At 72.0% G+C, this 18,456-nt stretch carries 19 protein-coding genes; 10 read left to right on the forward strand and 9 right to left on the reverse strand.

Annotated elements, in window-relative coordinates:
• Positions 1-48 precede the first annotated feature (48 nt).
• Positions 49-1,386, reverse strand: coding sequence for a crotonyl-CoA carboxylase/reductase (gene ccrA, locus EKO23_RS09225; RefSeq protein ID WP_134716470.1), 1,338 nt, complete (start codon positions 1,384-1,386; stop codon positions 49-51).
• A 188-nt stretch (positions 1,387-1,574) separates the two neighbouring features.
• Entirely contained in the window at positions 1,575-2,018 is a 444-nt protein-coding gene (gene mce, locus EKO23_RS09230; RefSeq protein WP_134716472.1) for a methylmalonyl-CoA epimerase, read from the reverse strand.
• Positions 2,019-2,414: 396 nt separating this feature from the next.
• Between mce and EKO23_RS09235 the strand changes: the two genes are divergently transcribed.
• From EKO23_RS09235 to EKO23_RS09255, 6 genes are all read left to right on the forward strand, one after another.
• Positions 2,415-3,605 carry an acetyl-CoA C-acetyltransferase gene (locus tag EKO23_RS09235; RefSeq protein WP_134716474.1) on the forward strand — a complete coding sequence of 397 codons (1,191 nt, stop codon included), beginning with the start codon at positions 2,415-2,417 and terminating at the stop codon, positions 3,603-3,605.
• Complete coding sequence (gene meaB, locus EKO23_RS09240; protein ID WP_134716476.1) at positions 3,602-4,573, forward strand: methylmalonyl Co-A mutase-associated GTPase MeaB; 972 nt, start codon at positions 3,602-3,604, stop codon at positions 4,571-4,573. The genes EKO23_RS09235 and meaB overlap by 4 nt, the downstream gene beginning before the upstream one ends.
• Positions 4,574-4,717: 144 nt before the next feature.
• Positions 4,718-4,873, forward strand: coding sequence for a hypothetical protein (locus tag EKO23_RS25170; RefSeq protein ID WP_167880394.1), 156 nt, complete (start codon positions 4,718-4,720; stop codon positions 4,871-4,873).
• 23 nt (positions 4,874-4,896) lie between these two features.
• Positions 4,897-5,418, forward strand: a complete 522-nt coding sequence (locus EKO23_RS09245) for a PH domain-containing protein (RefSeq protein ID WP_246050986.1) — start codon at positions 4,897-4,899, stop codon at positions 5,416-5,418.
• Positions 5,418-5,909 (forward strand): MarR family winged helix-turn-helix transcriptional regulator, encoded by a 492-nt coding sequence (locus EKO23_RS09250; protein WP_134716478.1) that lies wholly within the window; start codon positions 5,418-5,420, stop codon positions 5,907-5,909. The genes EKO23_RS09245 and EKO23_RS09250 overlap by 1 nt, the downstream gene beginning before the upstream one ends.
• A 24-nt stretch (positions 5,910-5,933) precedes the next feature.
• Positions 5,934-6,296, forward strand: a complete 363-nt coding sequence (locus EKO23_RS09255; protein WP_134716480.1) for a hypothetical protein — start codon at positions 5,934-5,936, stop codon at positions 6,294-6,296.
• A 236-nt stretch (positions 6,297-6,532) separates the two neighbouring features.
• On the opposite strand, the gene EKO23_RS09260 is transcribed toward EKO23_RS09255, so the two are convergent.
• The gene (locus EKO23_RS09260; protein WP_167880395.1) at positions 6,533-7,288 is read right to left on the reverse strand and encodes an SDR family NAD(P)-dependent oxidoreductase; all 756 of its coding nucleotides are present in this window, start codon (positions 7,286-7,288) and stop codon (positions 6,533-6,535) included.
• A gap of 141 nt (positions 7,289-7,429) precedes the next feature.
• On the opposite strand from EKO23_RS09260, the gene EKO23_RS09265 reads away from it, so the two are divergent.
• From EKO23_RS09265 to EKO23_RS09275, 3 genes are read left to right on the forward strand one after another with little or no spacing between them, the layout of a single operon-like run.
• A complete protein-coding gene (locus tag EKO23_RS09265) occupies positions 7,430-8,410 on the forward strand; it encodes a co-chaperone YbbN (protein ID WP_134716484.1) in 981 nt (326 codons plus the stop codon).
• Between the two features lies 1 nt (position 8,411).
• A complete protein-coding gene (locus EKO23_RS09270) occupies positions 8,412-9,227 on the forward strand; it encodes an SDR family NAD(P)-dependent oxidoreductase (RefSeq protein ID WP_134716486.1) in 816 nt (271 codons plus the stop codon).
• Positions 9,228-9,281: 54 nt separating this feature from the next.
• Positions 9,282-9,515, forward strand: a complete 234-nt coding sequence (locus EKO23_RS09275) for a hypothetical protein (RefSeq protein WP_134716488.1) — start codon at positions 9,282-9,284, stop codon at positions 9,513-9,515.
• A gap of 4 nt (positions 9,516-9,519) precedes the next feature.
• On the opposite strand, the gene EKO23_RS09280 is transcribed toward EKO23_RS09275, so the two are convergent.
• Positions 9,520-10,410, reverse strand: a complete 891-nt coding sequence (locus tag EKO23_RS09280; protein WP_134716490.1) for a LysR family transcriptional regulator — start codon at positions 10,408-10,410, stop codon at positions 9,520-9,522.
• A gap of 73 nt (positions 10,411-10,483) precedes the next feature.
• Between EKO23_RS09280 and EKO23_RS09285 the strand changes: the two genes are divergently transcribed.
• Positions 10,484-11,419, forward strand: coding sequence for an EamA family transporter (locus EKO23_RS09285; RefSeq protein ID WP_134716492.1), 936 nt, complete (start codon positions 10,484-10,486; stop codon positions 11,417-11,419).
• A gap of 216 nt (positions 11,420-11,635) precedes the next feature.
• On the opposite strand, the gene EKO23_RS09290 is transcribed toward EKO23_RS09285, so the two are convergent.
• From EKO23_RS09290 to treS, 5 genes are all read right to left on the reverse strand, one after another.
• Positions 11,636-12,118: a glutathione peroxidase gene (locus EKO23_RS09290; RefSeq protein WP_134716494.1), complete on the reverse strand. Its 483-nt coding sequence runs from the start codon at positions 12,116-12,118 to the stop codon at positions 11,636-11,638.
• 134 nt (positions 12,119-12,252) lie between these two features.
• On the reverse strand, positions 12,253-13,068 hold the full coding sequence (locus tag EKO23_RS09295; RefSeq protein WP_134716496.1) for an NUDIX hydrolase: 816 nt from the start codon (positions 13,066-13,068) through the stop codon (positions 12,253-12,255).
• Positions 13,069-13,112: 44 nt separating this feature from the next.
• Positions 13,113-15,266, reverse strand: a complete 2,154-nt coding sequence (glgB, locus tag EKO23_RS09300) for a 1,4-alpha-glucan branching protein GlgB (RefSeq protein WP_246050987.1) — start codon at positions 15,264-15,266, stop codon at positions 13,113-13,115.
• A complete protein-coding gene (locus tag EKO23_RS09305; protein WP_167880396.1) occupies positions 15,263-16,732 on the reverse strand; it encodes a maltokinase N-terminal cap-like domain-containing protein in 1,470 nt (489 codons plus the stop codon). Before EKO23_RS09305 ends, glgB begins: the two co-directional genes overlap by 4 nt.
• Complete coding sequence (treS, locus tag EKO23_RS09310; protein ID WP_134716593.1) at positions 16,729-18,429, reverse strand: maltose alpha-D-glucosyltransferase; 1,701 nt, start codon at positions 18,427-18,429, stop codon at positions 16,729-16,731. Before treS ends, EKO23_RS09305 begins: the two co-directional genes overlap by 4 nt.
• Between the last annotated feature and the right edge of the window lie 27 nt (positions 18,430-18,456).

Consider the following 18,456-nt stretch of genomic DNA (forward strand, 5'->3'; position numbering starts at 1 on the left):
ACACCCCGGCTCGCGGACGAGTCCGCGGACCGGGGTGTGAGGTGCGGCTCAGACGCCGCGGAAGCGGTTGATCGCGTCGATGTGCTGGGCGCGCATCTCCTCGTCCCGCACGCCCAGACCCTCCTCGGGGGCCAGGCAGAGGACGCCGACCTTGCCCTGGTGGGCGTTCTGGTGGACGTCGAGGGCGGCCTGGCCGACCTCGTCGAGGGCATAGGTCCGTGACAGGGTCGGGTGGATCCTGCCCTTGGCGATCAGGCGGTTGGCCTCCCAGGACTCGCGGTAGTTGGCGAAGTGGCTGGAGATGATCCGCTTGAGGTTCATCCAGAGGTAGCGGTTGTCGTACTCGTGCATGAAGCCCGAGGTGGAGGCACAGGTGGTGATCGTGCCGCCCTTGCGGGTGACGTAGACCGAGGCGCCGAAGGTCTCGCGACCGGGGTGCTCGAAGACGATGTCGATGTCCTCGCCGCCGGTGAGCTCGCGGATCTTCGCCCCGAAGCGCTTCCACTCGCGGGGGTCCTGGGTCCGCTCGTCCTTCCAGAAGCGGTACCCCTCCTCGGAGCGGTTGATGATCAGCTCCGCGCCCATCGAGCGGCAGATCTCCGCCTTCTCGTCGTTGGACACGACGCAGATCGGGGTGGCGCCGCCGTTGAGGGCGTACTGCGTGGCGAAGCCGCCGAGGCCGCCGGAGGCGCCCCAGATCAGCACGTTGTCGCCCTGCTTCATGTCGCCGCCGTTCTTGCTCACCAGCTGGCGGTACGCCGTGCAGTTGACCAGGCCGGGGGAGGCGGCCTCCTCCCAGGTCAGGTGCGCCGGCTTGGGCATCAGCTGGTTGGCCTTGACCAGGGCGATCTGGGCCAGGCCGCCGAAGTTGGTCTCGAAGCCCCAGATCCGCTGCTCCGGGTCGAGCATGGTGTCGCCGTGGCCGTCGGGGTGCTCGAGCTCGACCGACAGGCAGTGCGCCACGACCTCGGTGCCGGGCTGCCAGGAGTGCACGCCGGGGCCGGTCTTCAGCACCACGCCGGCCAGGTCGGAGCCGACCACGTGGTAGGGCAGGTCGTGCCGCTTGGCCAGCGGCGAGAGCCGGCCGTAGCGCTCGAGGAAGCCGAACGTCGAGACCGGCTCGAAGATCGAGGTCCACACGGTGTTGTAGTTGATCGCCGAGGCCATCACGGCGACGTACGCCTCGCCGGGGCCGAGCTCGGGCAGCGGCACGTCGTCGAGGTGGAGGGACTTGCGCGGGTCCTTGTCGCGGGACTCCAGCCCCTCGAACATGTCGACCTCGTCCTTGTGCACCGTCACCGCCCGGTAGGTCTCGGGCAGGTCGAGCGCGGCGAAGTCCTCCGCCGTCGTGTCGCCGGCGAGGATCGCGTCGAGGATGTTCTGCACGGGTGGTCTCCTGTCGGGGCGGGCGGGTCAGGAACGGGGCTGAAGATACCGACGGGTAACCCCGGCCGGAACGTGGTGTGGTCGATGTCTCACGGTGGTGCGGGTCGACGGTTCGGGTCTCGTGTCCAGTCTCGCTCCGACCAGTGTCCGGGGCGAGGGTTGCGGTGAGGTTGCCGTCCGTCCGGGGATCAGTGACCGGCGGCCGGCTCCACCAGCTCGACCAGGATCCCGCCGGTGTCCTTGGGGTGGACGAAGTTGATCCGGGAGCCGGCGGTGCCGCGCCGGGGCGCGTCGTACAGCAGGCGCAGGCCGCGCTCGCGGAGCACCGCGGACACCTGCTCGACGTCCGTGACCCGGTAGGCGAGCTGCTGCATCCCGGGGCCCGAGCGCTCGAGGAACCTGGCGATCGTGGACTCGGGGGAGAGCGGCGCGAGCAGCTGGATGCACGAGCCCGAGTCGCCGACCGCGAGCATCGCCTCGCGCACGCCCTGCTCCTCGTTGGTCTCCTCGTGCGCGACGTGCATGCCGAAGGAGTCGCGGTAGAAGGCGATCGCCTCGTCCAGGTCGGGGACGGCCACTCCGACGTGGTCGATCGCGGTGAACAGGTGCTCGGGGACGTCGAGGGGACTCATGCGGGTCATCGTCGTACGTCCCCGTGGATCGTGCGACCGTGTGTGACGATTCCGACATCCCCCGAGTCCCCGGGCGCCCGACGCGACCGCCGGGCGACCAGGCCGCGTCCCTCGTGCGGAAGACCCCCATCCCCGCCGCGCCCGGTCCGCCCGGTGCCGAGACTGCGTCCGAGGTCTCCAGCACAACACCGGGACCGCCGCCGCTCAATGCCCGGCCCGGGTCATCTCGGTAGTGGTCATCCCCAGTACCCACCCCAGTCCAGACCGCGCGTGGTGTGACCTGACCGACACCGCGCGGTGTCGCCCGTCACAGTCGCGGTGGGTATCGTCGCCAGCATCAGCATCCCGTCGTCGAACCAGTCGTCGAAGCAGGGGCGATTCCCGCAGGAGGCAACCATGTCCGGATCCGTCATCGTCGCCGGGGCACGCACCCCCGTGGGCCGCCTGCTCGGCGGTCTCAAGAGCCTGTCGGCGGCCGACCTGGGCGGCGTCGCCATCAAGGGCGCGCTGGAGAAGGCCGGGATCACCGGCGACCAGGTCGAGTACGTGATCATGGGCCAGGTCATCCAGGCCGGCACCGGCCAGATCACCGCCCGCCAGGCTGCGGTCAAGGGCGGGATCCCCATGACCGTCCCGAGCATCACCATCAACAAGGTCTGCCTCTCCGGCATCAACGCGATCGCGATGGCCGACCAGCTGATCCGGGCCGGCGAGCACGAGATCGTCGTGGCCGGCGGCATGGAGTCGATGACCCAGGCGCCGCACCTGCTGCCGAAGTCCCGCGAGGGCTTCAAGTACGGCGACACCGCGCTGGTCGACGCGATGGCCTACGACGCGCTGCACGACCAGTTCACCGACCAGGCGATGATCAGCCTGACCGAGTCCTGCAACTCCGCGGGTGCCAACCTCACCCGTGCGGAGCAGGACGAGTTCTCCGCCCGCTCCCACCAGCGTGCCGCCGAGGCATGGAAGAACGGCCTCTTCGACGGCGAGGTCGTCCCGGTCGAGATCCCGCAGCGCAAGGGCGACCCGGTCGTGGTCTCCCAGGACGAGGGCATCCGCGGCGACACCACCGCCGAGGGCCTGTCCAAGCTGCGCCCGGTCGCCAAGGACGGCACCATCACGGCGGGCTCCGCCTCGCAGATCTCCGACGGCGCCTGCGCGGTCGTGGTGATGAGCAAGGCGAAGGCCGAGGAGCTCGGCCTCACCTGGCTGGCCGAGATCGGCGCCTCCGGCCAGGTCGCCGGCCCCGACTCCACCCTCCAGATGCAGCCCGCGAACGCGATCGCCAAGGCCGCGGCCAAGGAGGGCATCGCGGTCTCCGACATCGACCTGTTCGAGATCAACGAGGCGTTCGCCGCGGTCGGCATCGAGTCCGCCCGCGAGCTCGGCGCCGATGCCGACAAGGTCAACGTCAACGGCGGCGCGATCGCGATCGGCCACCCGGTCGGCATGTCCGGCGCCCGGATCGTGCTGCACCTCGCCCTCGAGCTCCAGCGCCGCGGCGGCGGCACCGGTGCCGCCGCCCTGTGCGGCGGCGGTGGCCAGGGTGACGCCCTGATCATCAAGGTGCCCGCGACGGCGTGAGCCGGCGTCTCGTCGACGTGCCCGCGCTCGTCGCGCGGGCACGCGAGGGCGACCCGCGCTCGGTGGCCCGGCTGATCTCGCTCGTCGAGGACGACTCGCCCGCGCTGCGGGAGGTGATGGCGGGGCTGGCCCCGCACACCGGCAACGCGCTGGTCGTCGGCATCACCGGCGCGCCCGGCGTCGGCAAGTCGACCAGCACGAGCGCGTTGGTCGGCGCGCTCCGCCGGGCGGGACACCGGGTCGGGGTGCTGGCGATCGACCCGTCCTCGCCGTTCTCCGGCGGAGCGCTGCTCGGCGACCGGGTCCGGATGGGCGACCACGCGCTGGACCGCGACGTCTACATCCGCTCGATGGCGACCCGCGGCCACCTCGGCGGCCTGGCCTGGGCGACGCCGCAGGCGATCCGGGTGCTCGACGCCGCCGGCTTCGACGTGGTGCTCGTGGAGACCGTCGGCGTCGGGCAGAGCGAGGTCGACGTCGCCGCCCTCGCCGACACCACGCTGGTCCTGCTCGCCCCCGGCATGGGCGACGGCATCCAGGCCGCCAAGGCCGGGATCCTCGAGATCGGCGACGTGTACGTCGTCAACAAGGCCGACCGCGAGGGCGCCACGTCGCTGCGCCGCGACCTGCGCAACGCGCTCGCGATGTCCGAGCGGCCCGAGGGGGCGTGGAAGCCGCCGATCCTGCTCACCAGCGCCACCACCGGCGAGGGGGTCGCCGAGGTGGTGCAGGCGATCGAGCGGCACCGGGCCTGGCTGGAGGAGAGCGGCGAGCTCGTGCGGCGGCGTACCCGCCGGGCCCGCGAGGAGGTCGAGGCGATCGCGCTCACCGCGCTCCGCGAGCGCTGGACCGGACGGCACGAGCGCAGCGAGCTCGACGCGCAGGCCGAGCGGGTGGCCTCCGGCGAGTCCGATCCGTACTCCGCCGCGGACGCGCTGCTGGCGTCGTACGCCCACGAGGACGGGTGAGCCCGGTCACCCGGGCGCGCCTCGTGCACCCCGGCCTGCGCCTCTGCTAGACAAGTGCTGGTCTCGGGTGCTCTGTCGTGCCCGGGATGTCCTGGAGACCAACGGGGACGAGAAACGGAGTGAGCTGACATCAACGGCAAGAAGGTGGCGCTCGTCGTCATCGTGCTCTTCCTCGGCTTCTACCTGCTGCGTGACCCCTCCGGCCTCGCCGACGTGTCCGGGCGCGCGGGAGACGGGGCCTGGAACCTGACCACCGACCTGTTCGAGGCGACGATCCGCTTCCTCGACGAGCTCGTCTAGCGCTCACACGAGAGGGGGACGCGGTGGGCTTCATCGCCCGGCTGACCGACCCGAATATCCGCAAGCACCTCCTCCGCGACGAGGGCGAGGTGATCGTGGACGAGGTCAAGCACCACGGGATCGTCTACATCCTGCCGGTGGTCGAGACCGTCGTCGCGGCGGCGCTGCTCGCGTGGCTCCCGTTCGTCGACGTCGACCTGGCGTGGTTCCCGTTCCTGCTCGCGCTGGCGATCCTGTCGCACGCCGGCTGGAAGACGCTTGGCCACCACCGCGACCGGTTCGTCATCACCAACATGCGGGTGTTCCGCGTGCACGGTGTGCTCTCGCAGCAGCTCGCGACGATGCCGCTGTCCCGGATCCTCGACATCACCGTGGTCAAGCCGCTGCACGGCCGGCTGATCGGGTTCGGGCACTTCGTCTTCGAGTCCGCGGCCCAGGAGCAGGGCCTCCGCGACATCCGGTACGTCGGCCGGCCGGACGAGCGCGACCTGTCCATCCAGCGAGTCGTCCAGCGCTCCGGCCTCCGCGGCCCGAGAATGAATTGATGTCACCGCTCCCGTTCGACCCCATCGACGAGGCCGCGCGGCAGTGGGGGCGGCGCTGGGACGCCGTGCCCGCGATGCACGCGGTCACCTCGCTGATGCGGGTGCAGCAGCTGGTGCTGGCGCGGCTCGACGCGATCCTCAAGCCGCACGGGCTGACCTTCGCCCGCTACGAGGCGCTGGTGCTGCTGGTGTTCTCCTCGCAGGGGTCGCTGCCGCTGGGGAAGATGGGCGAGCGGCTCCAGGTGCACCCGACGTCGATCACCTCGATCATCGCCCGGCTCGTCGCCTCCGGGCACGTCGTACGCCGGCGGCACCCGGAGGACGGCCGGGCGGTGCTGGCCGAGATCACCGACGCGGGGCGGGCGGTCGTCGAGGCCGCGACCGCCGACCTGGTGTCCTCCGGCTTCGCGATGGAGACCATGACCGACGACCAGCTCCGGCAGCTCTCCGACCTGCTCCGGCCGGTCCGTCACGCTGCAGGTGACTTCTGAGCCCTGCTGGGTAGGGTGCCCGTCGTGATCGGGATCTCGGGGCGCACCGCTGCTGCGGCGACGGTGCAGGCGCTGGTCGGCCTGGCCGCCGCCCCGGCGTACGGCGCGGCCCCCGCAGACCCGGTCGACCTCGGCGGCACCCCGATCGACGGCAGGCCGAGCACCGACCCGGAGAACCGCACCGAGCTCGAGGTGTCCGCTTGCGAGGACACGTCGTGCGGCACCGCCTCGGCCTCCGCGTCGTACCTCTTCCCGGACGCACCGTTCGGCACCGCCCTGACGCTCCAGCGCAGGATCTTGGCCGCCTTCACCTGGTGGTCGGCGCGGTCGAGCACGCACCAGACCGTGCCCATGCCGCCCATCGCGACCGGCTGCAGCAGCTCGTAGCGTCCGGCGAAAACCTCACCCACGGCGGGCGCCCTACCCATCGGCGGCCCGTCTACTCGGCCAGGCCGGGTGCCGGTGCGCGGGAGGCCATGATCCGCCCCGGGACGGCGCCGGAGGCGGGGCTTCCCGCGCACTCGAGGGGCTTGGCCGCGGCGGCCGCAGCGGCGGTTGACCGACGGAGTGGCCGCCCGGCCGACGCGCGGGGAGCGTCGCCGCAGGCGGCCGGCAACGGGAGGTCAGTGGCTGCGGCGCGCTCCGCCGTACCCGCTGCCGTTCACCATCAGGGTCTGCCCGGTGATGTAGGCGGCGCCGGTGCTGGCGAGGAAGAGGGCGGCCTGGGCGACGTCGTGCAGGGTGCCGGACTGCTGGGGGCGCGGGCGGGTCAGCAGCGGGCCGGAGTGGCGGTCGATCTCGACCCGGAGCGGCGCCTGCTTGGGCATCGCGACGGTCGAGGCGACGCCGTTGACGCGGACGCCGTTGCGGACCCAGCTGGCTCCGAGCCGGGCGGTCAGGCCGAGCATCTCGGTCTGGGCGGCCGCGGCGCCGTGGGAGATCTCGAACCAGCGCTTGAGCGAGTGGGTGTTGATGATCGCGCCGCCGCCGCGCATGGTGCTCTCGCCGAGGCGGTAGCGCAGCCGGTTCGCGAGGTGGGACGGGCCGACCAGGCCGAGCCGGATCGCCTGGGAGACGAACTCGCGGTCGTGCACGTCCAGCGACGTGGGAAGCCGGGCGCCGGCGGCGTTGACCAGCACGTCGAGGGGCCCGACCTGCTGGGCGACGTTGACGATCGAGTCGTGGTCGGTGAGCTCGAGGCGTTGGTAGTGGAAGGCCGACAGCGACGCGTCGTACGCGCTGGTCAGCGACTGCGTCCCGGTGACGGTGACGCGGGCACCCGACCGTGCGAAGGCCGATGCGATGGTGCGGCCGAGGCCACGGGTTCCTCCCGTGACCAGGACATGACGACCCCCGAAGTCGAATGTCGGATCGCTCAACGTCACCTCTCCTCACCTGAGCCGGGTCATCATCGCACGACCGGCTCCTGAGTGACGACTGGGGGAGAGGTGCCACATCCGGCCTCCCGGCGTGTGGGACCACCGTCGCCGTCGTACCCGGTCATCGGACAAGATGTCCCCATGAGCCAGCAGCCGTTCTCGCGCCCGGGCGCGATCGACCTGTCCGCCCTGCGACGTCCCGCCGCCCCCGCCGGAGGCCCGGCGGGAGGGCCCGCCGGAGGTCCCGGGGGCGCCCCGTCCGGCGCCCCGGGCGCTCCGGCTGGCGCCGGCGGCACGGCGTACTCGGTGGACGTGGACGAGCAGAACTTCCAGTCCGTGCTCGAGTCGTCGATGGCCGCACCCGTGGTGCTGGTGTTCTACTCGCGCTCGCGGATGCCGGAGAGCGGGACCCTGGCGGACGACGTACGCATGCTCTCCGACGAGTTCGAGGGCCGTTTCCTGGCCGGGCTGGTCGACATCGACACCGCGCCGGCGATCGCCCAGGCGATGCAGATCCCGTCCATCCCGCTGGTGGTGCTGGTCCTCGAAGGACGGCCGATGCCGCTGCTGCAGGACCCGCTCCCGCTGGAGGAGCTGCGCGCGGCGCTCACCCAGGTCATGCAGCAGGTGACCGCGCAGGGCGTCACCGGGCGGCACCAGCCGCGCACGGGAGGCGCCGAGCCCGACGAGGACGGGGCCGAGCCGCAGGCCGACCCGCGGTACGCCGCCGCGCAGGACGCGTTGGGAGCCGGCGACGTCGAGGCCGCGGTCGCGGAGTACCAGAAGCTCGTCGACGCCAACCCCGCCGACGCCGAGGCGGCGGCCGGGCTGGCGATGGCGAAGGTGCTGCGGCGCACCCAGGGCGTCGACCTCGACACCGCCCGTTCCGCGGCAGCCGCCGCGCCCGACGACGTGGACGCACAGACCCTGGTGGCCGACCTCGACATGCTGGGCGGCCACGTGGAGGACGCCTTCAACCGTCTCGTGGAGCTGGTCCGTCGCACCGCCGGCGAGGACCGCGACCGGGCCCGGACGCACCTGCTCGGCCTGTTCGCGGCGGTCGGCAACGACGACCCGCGCGTGGTCCGTGGCCGGCAGAACCTGGCGTCGGCGCTGTTCTGAGATGACCATGCTGCCTGAGCCGTTCGACCTCGACGGTCGCGTGGCGCTGGTCACCGGGGCAGGCTCGCCGGACGGCATCGGCTTCGCGGTCGCCCGGCTGCTCGGTGCGATGGGGGCCGCCGTCGCGGTGACCGCCACCACGGACCGGGTGCACGAGCGCGTCGCAGGCCTGGCGGCCCTGGGTGTGCGGGCGGCCGGCGTGGTGGTCGACCTGACCGTGGAGGACGAGGTGCGGCGCGCGGTCGCGGAGGTGGGTGCCTCGCTCGGCCCGCCGACCGTCCTGGTCAACAACGCGGGCATGACCAGCCTGAGCTCGCCCGTCCTGGACCTGACGTTGTCGGGCGGAACCGAGTCCGGCACCGCGGCCGAGCTGGGCTACCAGGCGTGGCGCGACTCGCTGGCCCGCAACCTCGACACCGCGTTCCTCGCAACCCGGGCGGTGCTGCCGGGGATGCGCGCGGCGCGCTGGGGCCGGGTGGTGATGGTGACCTCGGTGACCGGGCCGGTGATGTCGATGCGCGGGGAGGCGGCGTACGCCGCGGCCAAGGCCGGAATGGTCGGCCTGGCCCGCTCGATCGCCGTGGACCATGCGGCCGACGGGATCACGGCCAACGCCGTCGCGCCGGGCTGGATCCGCACCGCGAGCCAGACCGCCGACGAAGCCGGGCAGGGCCGCCGTACGCCGATCGGGCGCAGCGCGACCCCGGACGAGGTGGCCGCCGCGGTCGCCTTCCTGTGCTCGCCCGGCGCGTCCTACACCACCGGGCAGTGCCTCGTCGTCGACGGCGGCAACTCGGTCGCGGAGGAACGTGCCTGAGCGACCAGGCCTGCGCCATGCTGGTGCCTTTGACGGCACGAGCTGGGAGGCACGATGGCAGGAAAGCGCTGGAGCGACCTGAGCGACAGCCAGCGGAAGCTGGTCGTGGTCGGGGGCGTGCTCGAGGCGATCTTCAAGGTGGTGGCGCTGCGCGACCTCAAGTCGCGCCCCGCCGAGCAGGTCCGCGGCCCGAAGTGGGGCTGGGCGGCCGGGATCACCCTGGTCAACGGCTTCGGGATCGCCCCGATCAGCTACTTCCTGCTCGGGCGCCGGAAGTCGTCGGGCTGAGCCGTCACCCGACGGTCAGGCCGGCGAGCACCGCCGACACGGCCGGGGACTCGGCCATGCTGCGGCGGTGGACGGCGAGGATCTCGCGGGTCGGCACCGGGTCGTACGCCGCGAGGGCGACCAGGTCGTCGCCGAGCGGCTGGCGTCCCAGCCGCGGGACGAGGGCGATGCCCAGCCCGGCCTCGACCATCGCCAGGTGCGAGGAGAACTCCATCGACTGGTGCGCGATCCGTGGCAGCCGCCCGGTGCCGTCGTACATCCGGGTGAGCCACTCGCGGCAGATGGTGCCGTCGGGCGTCGCGATCCAGCCCTCGTCCACGAGGTCGCGGGGGCTGACCCGGGTCCGGCCGGCCAGCCGGTGCTCACGGTGCACCACGACGTCGGCCACGTCGGCGGCGAGTGCGTGGGTGGCGAGGTGCTCGGGGATCGCCAGCGGCACGTCGCCCCAGCTGTGCACGACGCCGACGTCGCACTGACCGGAGGCGACCAGGTCGACGGTGTCCCAGGGCTCGCGCTCGGCGAGGGAGACTTGCAGGTCCGGGTACGCCGCGAGGAGGTCGCGGAGCGCCGGAGCCACCAGCCCCCGCATCGCGGTGGCGAACGCGGTCAGGCGCAGGTGGCCGGCCACCGTCGACGCCTGCCGGTGCAGCCCGGCCTCCATCGCCTCGAGGTCGGTGAGCAGCCGGCTGCCCTGGTCGACGAGGTGCCGCCCGTGCCGGGTCAGCATCACGCCGCGTCCGACCCGTTCCAGCAGCGGTACGCCGGTCTGGCGCTCGAGGCGCTTGACCTGCTGGGACACGGCACTCGGGGTGTAGCCGAGGGCGTCGGCCGCGGCGACCACCGAGCCGTGGGTGTCGACGGCACGGAGCGAGGCCAGCGCGGGCAGATCAATCATGAAGTGATGCTACATCGACAGGCGCACGATCATTCGCTGGTGTTTCCTGGTCGTGGCCGGGATGCTGGTCCTCGTGAACCGACGCGACTCGCTCCTCGCCGCCCTGGTGGCCACGATCTGGGGCTTCAACTTCGTGGTCATCGACTGGGGCATGCACGACGTGCCGCCGCTGCTGTTCGCCGCGATCCGCTTCTCCGTCGTGGTGTTCCCGGCGGTGCTGCTGGTCAGCCGGCCCGCCGTACCGTGGCGGGTGCTGGCCGCCGTCGGTGCGTTCATGTCGCTCGGCCAGTTCGGCTTCCTCTACGTGTCGATGGCCGCCGGCATGCCGCCCGGACTGGCCGCGCTGGTGCTCCAGGCCCAGGTGATCTTCACGGTCGTGATCGCGGCCGGCGTGCTCCGTGAGCGCCCGACCGTGGCCCAGGCCGTCGGCGTCGGGATCGGCACCCTCGGCCTGGTCGTGGTCGGGCTGGGCCGCGGGGGGCACGTCACGCTGGCGGCCCTGGCCCTGTGCCTGCTCGCGGCGCTGTCGTGGGGGATCGGCAACGTGGTCTCCCGGTCCTCGGGGGTCCGGGCCGGGCTGTCGCTGACCGTGTGGTCGGCCGTCGTGGTCCCGGTCCCGCTGCTCGCCCTGTCCCTGCTGGTCGACGGCCCGGCCGAGGTGACGCACGCCGTCGCCGGGTTCTCGTGGCAGGCCGCGTTGTCCACGATCTACACCGCCGGCCTGGCCTCGCTGGTGGGGTACGGCGTCTTCAACTCGCTGCTCTCACGGAACCCGTCCTCCGCGGTGGTGCCCTGGGTGCTGCTGGCGCCGGTGGTCGCGATGGCCTCGGCCTGGCTGCTGCTCGACCAGGCCCCCAACGCGGCCGAGGCGACCGGCGGTCTGGTGCTGATCGCGGGTGTCCTCGTCGCTCTCCGCCCAGCCCGCCCGGCCCGCCCGGCCCGCCCGGCCCTCCCGGTCGCGGAGCCGGAGCCCGACGTCCTCGACCCCGCCGAGCTGGCCGCCCGCTAGACCGCCGAGCGGCCAGGTCGTGCGGGTCGAGGTGGTTTCGAGACGCTCGCTGGCGCTCGCTCCTCGACCACCGGGGCGGCGCTCGCTCCTCGACCACCGGGGCGGCGCTCGCTCCTCGACCACCGGGGGCGGCGCTCGCTCCTCGACCACCGGGGCGGCGCTCGCTCCTCGACCACCGGGGCGGCGCTCGCTCCTCGACCAGCGGTGGGGCCAGTTCTACTCGGCGAGGGCGGCCTCGATCCTCGGGGCGATCTTCTCGGGAGTGGTGGTGGATCCGAAGCGCTTGATGACGTGGCCGTCGCGGCCGACGAGGAACTTGGTGAAGTTCCACCTGATGCGGTCGCCGAGCAGGCCGCCCTTCTCGCTGCGCAGCCACTCGAAGAGCGGGTGGGCGTCGGGGCCGTTGACGTCGACCTTGGCGAACATCGGGAAGGTGACGCCGTAGCTGGCCCTGCAGAACTCGCCGATCTGCTGCTCGGCCCCGGGCTCCTGGTTGCCGAACTGGTTGCACGGGAAGCCGAGCACCACGAAGCCGTCGTCGGCGTACTGGTCCCAGAGCCGCTCGAGGCCGCCGTACTGAGGAGTGAAGCCGCACGACGAGGCCGTGTTGACCACGAGCACCACCTGACCCTTGTACTCGTTGAGCGGCAGCTCCCGGCCGTCGATGGTCTCGGCGGCGAAGTCACTCAGGGTCGGCACGGTGCCCTCCTGTCGGTCGAACGGTCGTCGTCCGTTGTTCGGAGCGATCTGGACCACCGGATGGGGTCGATGATCCGCACCATCGGGTGCACTCTGCAAACAACACCGGGTCAACGACCGGGAGCGCCCGGAGGTTACTGCCGCTCGCGCCGCCCGGACTCGGCGTACGCCGCCGGGCCCGCCGCGACGGAGGAGAGCGCGGCCTCGACCCTGCGGGCGGTGAAGTCGGCCGCACGCTCCCGGACCTCATCGAGGCTCAGGAACGCGGCCGTGCGGATCTCCCGTTCCTGACGGACCATCGTCTCGAGCAGGGTGGACGGGTGCACGCCGCCGTCGAAGACCAGGCAGAGGGCGTCGTCCCAGCCGCCCCACGGGGGCAGCCAGTCGGTGAGCAGGAGGGGGCCGGACGGCAGCGCCAGCCCGAGCTCCTCGCGGACCTCACGGGCCACGGCCAGCTGCGGGGACTCGCCGACCTCGACCACGCCGCCGGGCAGGTCCCAGTCGCGCTTGTAGGTGAGGTGGCACATGAGCACCCGGCCGTCGGGGTCGCGCACCAGCATCTGGCTGATCGCGCGCTTGCGCGGGAGGAACGAGTTGAGCAGCGAGCGGAAGCCCTCCGGGTCGCTGACCGGGGGGTCGTCCGCGAGCCGGGAGTAGACGATCCGGTCCGCGGTGCGGCCGTCCACGGTGAGACCGCGAAGGACGCCCTCGCGGCGCAGCCCGGCCCAGGTCGCGACCCGCTGGCCGTGCTCGTCGTCGAGGGCCACCAGCGTCTCGACCCGGTGGTGCTCGGCCAGCGCCCGCTCGACGACCACCGCGAGTGCCTCGACCGCGGCCCGGAAGTCCGGCTCGGTGGTCACGGGCACCCGGGCGACGCCCTCGGCGACGGTCTCGTGGCCGGTCTCGCGGCCGTTCTCGTGGCCGGTCGACGGGGTCGGCTGGTCGGTCACGCCGCCAGCCTAGCCAGCGGATTCGCCCCGGCCATCCGGGGGCGTCAGCTCCCGGTCGGCCGGAACCACACCGTCGCCAGGGGCGGCACGGTGATGTCGGCGTGCGCGGGTTGTCCGCTCCACTCGCCCTCGATCGCCTCGATCGAGCCGAGGTTGCCGACCCCCGAGCCGGTGTAGCCCTCGGCGTCGGTGTTGAGGACCTCCTCCCACCGGCCGGCGGTCGGGAGCCCGAGGCGGACGCCGTGGTGCGGGTTGCCGGCGAAGTTCGCCACGCAGACCAGGTCGGGCTCGCCCGGGGCGCGGCGCACGAACGAGAAGAGGTTGCGGCCGGCGTCGCCGCCGTCGATCCACTGGAACCCGTCGGGGTCGTGGTCGCGGGCGTAGAGCGCGGGCGTGCCGCGGTAGATCCGGTTGAGGTCGTGCACCAGCTTCTGCACGCCGAGGTGCTCGGGGTGGTCGAGCAGCCACCAGTCGAGCTCGCGGGCCTCGGCCCACTCCGCCTCCTGGCCGAACTCCGCGCCCATGAACAGCAGCTGCTTGCCCGGGTGCGCCCACATGAAGGCGAGGTAGGCACGGAGGTTCGCCAGCTGCTGCCACCGGTCGCCCGGCATCTTGCGCAGCAGGGACCCCTTGCCGTGCACCACCTCGTCGTGGGAGAGCGGGAGGACGTACTTCTCGGAGTAGGCGTAGGCCATCGAGAAGGTCATCTGCTGGTGGTGGTAGGAGCGGTGCACCGGGTCGTTCTCGACGTAGCCGAGCGAGTCGTGCATCCAGCCCATGTTCCACTTGAAGTCGAAGCCGAGGCCGCCGTCCGACGTGGGCGTGGTGACCCCCGGCCAGGCGGTCGACTCCTCGGCGATCACGCAGGTGCCGGGCACCCGGAGCCGGCAGACGGTGTTCATCTCCTGGAGGAACTGCACCGCCTCGAGGTTCTCCCGGCCGCCGTGCACGTTCGGCGTCCACTGGCCCGGCTCGCGGGAGTAGTCGAGGTAGAGCATCGAGGCCACGGCGTCGACGCGGAGCGCGTCGGCGTGGAACTCCTCCAGCCAGTAGAGCGCGCTGGCCACCAGGAAGTTGCGGACCTCACGGCGACCGAAGTTGAAGACGTAGGTGCCCCAGTCGGGGTGCTCGCCGCGCGAGGGGTTCGGGTCCTCGTAGAGCGCGGTGCCGTCGAAGCGGGCCAGCGCGAAGTCGTCCTTCGGGAAGTGCGCCGGCACCCAGTCGAGGATCACGCCGATCCCGGCCTGGTGCAGCTTGTCGATCAGGTGGCGGAGGCCGTCGGGCTCGCCGAAGCGCGCAGTCGGGGCGAAGTACGACGTGACCTGGTAGCCCCACGAGCCGCCGTACGGGTGCTCCATGACCGGCAGGAGCTCGACGTGCGTGAACCCGAGGTGCTCGACGTGGCCGACCAGCTGCTCGGCGATCTGCTCGTAGTCGAGCCCGCGTCGCCACGAGCCGAGGTGCACCTCGTAGACCGACATCGGGTTGTCGTGCACGTCCGTCGACGCGCGTCGCTCGAGCCACTCCGCGTCGCCCCACTCGTACGCCGACTCCGTCACCACCGACGACGTGGCCGGGGGCACCTCCGTGGCGAAGGCGAGGGGGTCGGCCTTCTCCCGCCAGACGCCGTCGGCGCCGAGCAGCGAGAACTTGTAGCGGGTGCCCTTGCCGACGTCGGGCACGAACAGCTCCCAGACGCCCGAGGTGCCGAGCTGTCGCATCGGGTGGATCCGGCCGTCCCAGGAGTTGAAGTCGCCGACCACGCGGACGCCGCGGGCGCTCGGCGCCCACACCGCGAACGAGGTACCGGTGACGCCGCTCTCCCAGGAGTGCACGTGCGCGCCGAGGACGTCCCAGAGCTTCTCGTGCCGGCCCTCGTTGATCAGGTGGATGTCCACCTCGCCCAGCGTCGGCAGGTAGCGGTAGGGGTCGTCGTAGGTCCACGGCCCGGCGTCGTAGGTGACCGTGACCCGGTAGTCGGGCACCTCCGTGCCGGGCAGCTCGCCGACCCAGATGCCCTCGTGCTCGTGGTGCAGGGGCGTGACGTCGTCGCCGTGCCGGATCTCGACCGCGGTCGCCAGCGGCCGGAGCACCCGGATCGTCACCCCGCCCTCGTGCGGGTGCGCTCCGAGCACGCCGTGGGGGTTGCCGTGCCCGCCTGCAGCCAGCAGGGCGAGCTCGTCGTGGGACACCGTCATGACGCCAGCCTCTCCACCGCCCCGAGCGGGATCCCCAGCCAGCTCGGGCGGTTGCGCACCTCGTAGACGCATTCGTAGATGGCCTTGTCGGCCTCGTACGCGGTCAGGAGTACCCGTTCGTCGGCGGACAACGCACGTCCGCCGGTGTAGGCCTCGAGCAGCGCGTCGCTGTTGCGCTTGGTCCACTCCCGGGCGCGGTAGGCCCGCTGCTCGACCCCGTCCGCGTCGCTCTCGGTCATCGCCCGGTCGACCGCCGCGGCGGCGTAGTCGAACGAACGGAGCATGCCGGCCACGTCCCGCCACACCGAGTCGGGCAGCATCCGCTCGGCCAGGGGCTTGGCCGGCTCGCCCTCGAAGTCCACCAGCTTCCAGCCGCGGACCGTGCGCAGGGTCTGGCCGAGGTGCAGGTCGCCGTGGATGCGCTGGATCGGGTCGCCGCCCAGCGCGCGCACCGCCTCGAACCCGCCGCGGAGCCCCCCGGCGTACGCCTCGAGAGCGGGGACGGCCGTCAGGGCCTCGTCGAGCCGCCGGTGCATCGCGTCGGCGAGCTCGCCGAGCTGCTCGGGCGTGCGCACCTCGGTGGGGAAGTGCTCGGCCAGGACCTGGTGGGTCTCGGCCAGGGCGACGCCGAGCCGGGCGGCCTCCGCGGCGAAGTCGCCGCCCACCTCGTGCGGGTGCAGGTCGGCCTCGGCGAACAGGTTGCGGGCGCTGACCTGGGCCAGGTCCCAGCCGTCGGTGCCGGTGCGCAGGAACTGCTGGAGCATCGCGAGCTGGATGACCGTGTCGGTCGCCGTGTCGTAGGTGTCCAGCCAGCCGTAGAGGGCGGCCACGTGGTCGGAGCCGGCGCGGGTGAGCACCTCGTGGATCTGGATGTCGGGGTTCACGCCCGGGGTGACCTTGCGGAACACCTTCATCAGGCAGTCCTCCCCGAAAGCCACCGAGGAGTTGGACTGCTCGCCGCTGAACAGCGTCGAGTGGGTGGTCGTGTCGATCTCGTGGCCCTCGAGCCGGTGGAAGAACAGGGCGTGGCTGTGGTCGCCCTCGTGGTGGCCCTCCTTGTCGAAGGCCGCCAGCCACAGCGCCATGGCGTCGCGGTCGTGCACCGCGTCGTACACCAGCGACGGGCCGAAGTCGGGGTCGTCCCACTCGCCCACCAGCGCGTGCGCCAGCCGGTCCTGCGGTTCCGTGCAGAACAGCAGCGGGAGCTGGTAGAGCTCGGTGTCGCCGTCCGCGTAGGCCACCTCGAGCAGGTCGATCGCCACCCGCGGCTCGTCGGGGCCGGCCGGCAGCCGGCCGACCCGGCGTACGCCGGCCGCCCGGAGGTCGCGGCCCTTGCCGCCGAACCACCGGGCGGTGCCCAGGAAGCGCTCGAGATGGGGGAGCGCGGGGTGGGACCCGGGCCCGTCGGTCGTGCGCGGGCTCGTGGTCGGGTCCGTGGTCGGGGTGGTGCTCTCGGGCTGGGTCACGGAGCGGGGTCCTCCCGTCGGGTCAGGCGGAACCAGTAGAAGCTGTGGCCACCCAGGGTGAGCAGGTACGGCAGCTCACCGATGGTGGGGAACGGGACGCCGCCGAGGAGCTCGACCGGGTACCAGCCCTCCCAGCGCCGGAGGTCGAGCTCGACCGGCTGCGGGAACCGGGAGAGGTTGTTGACGCAGACGATGATGTCGTCGTCGTGCTCTCGGGCGTAGGACAGCACGCTCGGGTTCGAGCCGCCGAGGTCGGTGAACGTGCCGAGGCCGAACGCCGGGTGCTGGCGGCGGGCGTGGATCATGCGGCGGGTCCAGTGCAGCAGCGAGGAGGAGTTCTCCAGCTGGGCCTCGACGTTGACCGACTGGTACCCGAAGACCGGGTCCTGGATGGCAGGCAGGTGCAGCTTGCCGGGGGTGGCCACGGAGAAGCCGGCGTTGCGGTCGGGCGTCCACTGCATCGGCGTGCGGACGCCGTCGCGGTCGCCCAGCCAGATGTTGTCGCCCATCCCGATCTCGTCGCCGTAGTAGAGGACCGGCGACCCGGGCATCGACAGCAGCAGCGCGGTGAACAGCTCCATCTGGTTGATGTCGTTCTCGAGCAGCGGGGCGAGCCGGCGGCGGATGCCGATGTTGGCCTTCATCCGCGGGTCCTTGGCGTACTCGTCCCACATGTAGTCGCGGTCCTCGTCGGTCACCATCTCGAGCGTCAGCTCGTCGTGGTTGCGGAGGAAGATGCCCCACTGGCAGTTGTCCGGGATGGCCGGGGTCTGCTCGAGGATCTCGGAGATGGGGTAGCGCGACTCGCGGCGCACCGCCATGAAGATGCGCGGCATCACCGGGAAGTGGAAGCACATGTGGCACTCGTCCCCGTGGCCGCCGTACTCCCCGGTCTCGGGGTCGCGGGTGCCGCCGAAGTAGTCGACGACGTCGGAGGGCCACTGGTTGGCCTCGGCCAGCAGCACCCGGCCCGGGTAGTTGTCGTCGACGAACCTGCGCACCTTCCGGAGGAACTCGTGTGTCTCCGGGAGGTTCTCTCCGTTGGTGCCCGGCCGCTCGTAGAGGTAGGGGACGGCATCGAGCCGGAAGCCGTCGAGGCCCATGTCCAGCCAGAACGCGAGCGCCTCGAGCATCGCGTCGTGGACCTTGGGGTTGTCGAAGTTGAGGTCGGGCTGGTGGCTGAAGAACCGGTGCCAGAAGTACTGCTGGCGGACCGGGTCCCAGGTCCAGTTGGACGGCTCGGTGTCGACGAAGATGATCCGTGCGTCCTGGTAGAGCTCGTCGCTGTCGGACCAGACGTAGAAGTCGCCGTACGGGCCGTCCGGGTCCTCCCGCGAGGCCTGGAACCACGGGTGCTGGTCCGAGGTGTGGTTCATGACGAAGTCGATGATCACCCGGATGCCGCGCTCGTGCGCCGCGTCGAGGAACTTGTGGAAGTCCTCGATGGTCCCGATCTCGGGCAGCACGCCGGTGTAGTCGGAGACGTCGTACCCGCCGTCGCGCAGCGGGGACGGGAAGAACGGCGGCACCCAGAGGCAGTCGATGCCGAGCCACTGGAGGTAGTCCAGCTTCTCGGTCAGCCCGGCGAAGTCACCGGTGCCGTCGCCGTTCGAGTCGCGGAACGAGCGGACCAGGACCTCGTAGAACACCGCGGTCTTGAACCAGTCCGGTGTCTCCACCGCACCTCTGTCGTGCATCTCGGGAAGGCCCTCCCTGCCCTCGGC

The organism is Nocardioides guangzhouensis (genome assembly GCF_004519545.1).
In the GTDB taxonomy this organism is placed as follows: domain Bacteria; phylum Actinomycetota; class Actinomycetes; order Propionibacteriales; family Nocardioidaceae; genus Nocardioides; species Nocardioides guangzhouensis.